The organism is Gammaproteobacteria bacterium, assembly GCA_013003425.1.
Taxonomy (GTDB): Bacteria; Pseudomonadota; Gammaproteobacteria; order Steroidobacterales; family JABDKV01; genus JABDJB01.
In genome coordinates this window covers 1-3,346 of record JABDJB010000097.1, presented here as the reverse complement: position 1 = coordinate 3,346, position 3,346 = coordinate 1, and the positions used below count along the sequence as shown (strand labels likewise).

General features: G+C 60.3%; 1 protein-coding gene. It reads left to right on the top strand.

Annotation, left to right across the window (positions count from 1 at the left end):
* Positions 1-17: 17 nt before the first annotated feature.
* Positions 18-3,346, top strand: a 3,329-nt coding sequence (locus HKN06_13525; protein NNF62332.1) for an OmpA family protein, incomplete at its 3' end; no start/stop codon positions are given.

The following is a 3,346-nucleotide window of genomic DNA, read 5'->3' as shown; positions in this document are numbered from 1 at the left end:
GCAGCGGCTACGGTTTGGTGTTACGCAACCCAACCAGCAATGCTTTCTGGAACAGCATCGACAACATTACGCTGCCGGCCGGCACCACGGTGCTTGATCAGAATCTGCCGGTTGACCCCAGCGGCGTGCTTTATGATGCGACTTCGCGAGCAGCGCTCGCGGGCGGTATCGTAACCATCACCAACAGCGCTGGTACTGCGCTGCCTGCGGTGTGTTTGCAGGCAGATCAGCAGAACCAGGTCACAGACGTCGATGGCTTCTATCGCTTCGATCTCAACCTTGACGCCGATGCCGCGTGTCCATCAGGCGAGACTTACCTGCTGACAGTAGCAGCGCCGGCTGGTTATGCAGACGCGCCTTCGGTACTCATTCCGCCGGAAGCGGGACCGCTTGACCCGACCGGTGGACCTGATCCGTTCCTGGTGTCATTGCAGCCGACACCGCCAACGGGTGCTGATTCGACCGTTTACTATCTGAGCTTCGTGCTCGAAACGGGCGATCCGGACGTGATCAACAATCACATTCCGCTGGATGCCGTAAGCGGCCTCACGGTCAGCAAGCGCGCGCTGACCAATGAGATCGTGGTTGGCGGATTTGCCTCCTACCAGATAGTCATTGATAACCCGGGGCCGCTCGATGCAGTAGGCCTCGACATCGTCGATACGCCGCCGGCAGCCTTCGTGTTGGTGGCGGACTCGGCGCGCGTTGATGGCAACCCCGTCACCGTGAGCGGGCTGCGGCCCATTGTGTTTGGTGGCATCGATGTACCGTCCGGAGCGAATGTGACCCTGACCTACGTGCTGCGTGCAGGCGCAGGCGTCGTGCCGGGCACCTATCGGAACATCGCAGTGGCGCAGCTGAATGGCACGCCGGTCAGCAATACCTCGAGCGCCAGCATAAATGTTGTCGGCGACACCGACTTCTCCGAGACCACCATCGTCGGCAAGGTGTTTAATGACATTGACGGTGACGGCTGGCAGGACGAGGGCGAAGCAGGAATACCAGGCGTGCGTCTGGCCACGGTCACCGGCCTGCTGATCGAGACCGATCAGTATGGCCGTTACCATCTGGCGGGTGTTGACGGCGGTTTCATGGAGCGCGGTCGCAACTTCATCCTGAAGGTCGATCCGGCGACGCTGCCATCCGGTGCTGAGTTCACGACCGAGAACCCGCGGGTGCTGCGGATCACCCAGGGCATGCTCAACCGTATCGACTTTGGTGTCCGTCTGCCGGGCGCCAGCACTGGTTGTTGCACAACGATGGAAGCGAAGCTGAGCGAGTTCTTCTTCACGAAGGGGAGCGCTGAGCTGCGTCCTGAGTTCATGCCTGTGATCAAGCAGCTTGCTGACAAGCTGCGCGAGCACGGCGGCGGAACGCTGACGATCAAGGGTAGCGCGGACGCGGGCCAGGAGGCTGCCGATCTCGCCGGCAAGCGTGCGGATGCTGTGCGCCGAGCCCTGCAGCAATATCTGGGCGAGGAATTTATGAAGCAAGTAGAAATAAAAACGCAGTCGCCCATAGCCCCTGCAGCCAAAGCGGGTGACAGGGTGTCGCAGTTGCGCAGCGCCATGTCTCACTATGCAAGTCGCGGTGTACTGGCCGTACTCTCACTGGTGGCCGGCCCTGCATATGCGCAGGAAATGTGCGATCTCGAAACCTGCCGCACTGAAGATGGCTATCTTGTAGAGATTATTGAGCGCGATCCGGCTGCCGACGGCGAGTCAGATACGGTATATGCGGCACGCGACAAAAAGCACGCAGGTCTTTCCGGTCGCTTCGGCGTGGCACTGCCCAATCAGGGCAAAGTCTGGGCAACAGAAGACCCCGGCAGTGCTGAGCCAAGGCTTGCTGTTCAGGGCCCGTCCGTGATGCCGGCAAGGGATGGCCGCATCAATGACGCAGTGAACTTCACGGTTTACACCAACTATCCGGCTTTCATCGATACCGCAGAGCTGATCATTTATGACGCCGAGGATGACGACAAGGTTTCGCCCCTGGCGCGGCTGCCGTTGTCACTAACCGGGTTGAACGCCATTAGCTGGGACGGTGTTCGGGAAGACGGGCGGCACTATTTGCCTGGCGATGAGCTGATGTACATCGTCCGTGCAAGTGACGCCGAAGGTCGCGTGGATGAGACCGGCGAGAAGTGCATCGAAATTGTTGATGCGCGCGGCTTCGCGTATACGCAGTCGGGCGCAGACGACAGCGGCTCGCACTCGGGAGTGGCGATGCGGCCGGGGTCACCGGCTGAGCAACTCCCGCTGGCCGGAAACGTCCTCGTTATGCGTCCGCCTTCTGTTGAGTCGCGTGACTATACGCTGACACCGCGATTCGGAACGCGCAAGACTAACCTCAGCGACGAGGATCGCGCGCGGCTCGATGCAATTATCGCCAGCTGGGGCGATGCTACGAACATCTCTGTTACTGCGGTGGGACACACGGATAATATTCGTATTGCGCCGCAGAACCGCAAAGAGTTTGCCAACAACCAGGTGCTTTCAGAGGCACGCGCTCGCAGCGTCGCAGACTACGTGGCGCGAGGCCTGGGAGTTTCCGCGAACAAGGTGCAGGCCATTGGCAGGGGGCCGGCACAGCCGGTCGCCAGCAACGCGACGGCCGAAGGGCGCGCCCAGAACAGGCGCGTTGAGCTGTCCATCACGGGTCAGGTGTTGCTGGAGAGCGCTGACATGCGCCTGCTTAATCAGGACAGCGGGAAGGAAGTGCCGGTTGCAGGTGACCTGGACGCAGCGCTATCTGCGCTGAAGGCCCCGGCGAAAAATCGTCTGACGAGCGGGCAGCGAACCTGGCGTTCTGGCGAAGGTCTTGTCGGAATCTATTCTCAGAATGACTTGGTGCAGCAAAACATTCCCGTGTATGGCAGTCGCGTACGCGTTTACGGTCACGGGGTGCAGGAAAATCTTGATCTCGTTATCAACGGTCAACCCCTGCCAGTGGACCGCGAAGGCCGCTTCGCCGTGGAATACCTGATGCCGGTTGGCAAGCACCAGTTGGCCGTTGGTTTTCTGGATGCCCAGGGCAATGGCCAGAATCGCTTTATGAACGTCGACGTCACCGGCCGCCACATGTTTTTGGTTGGTCTGGCGGACATGACGGTATCGGGCAGTGATCTGACGGGCAGCATGGAGCCGCTGTCGGGTGACGAGCGCTACCAGGAAGATTTCCTGGTTGAGGGTCGCCTGGCGTTTTACTTAAAGGGCAAGGTCAAGGGCAAGTACCTGGTGACGGCACAGATGGACACCCAGGAAGAAGAGCTGGGCGATCTGTTCAGCAACATCCACCGCAAGGACCCGCGCTCGGTGTTCCGTCGCCTGGATCCGGATCGCTA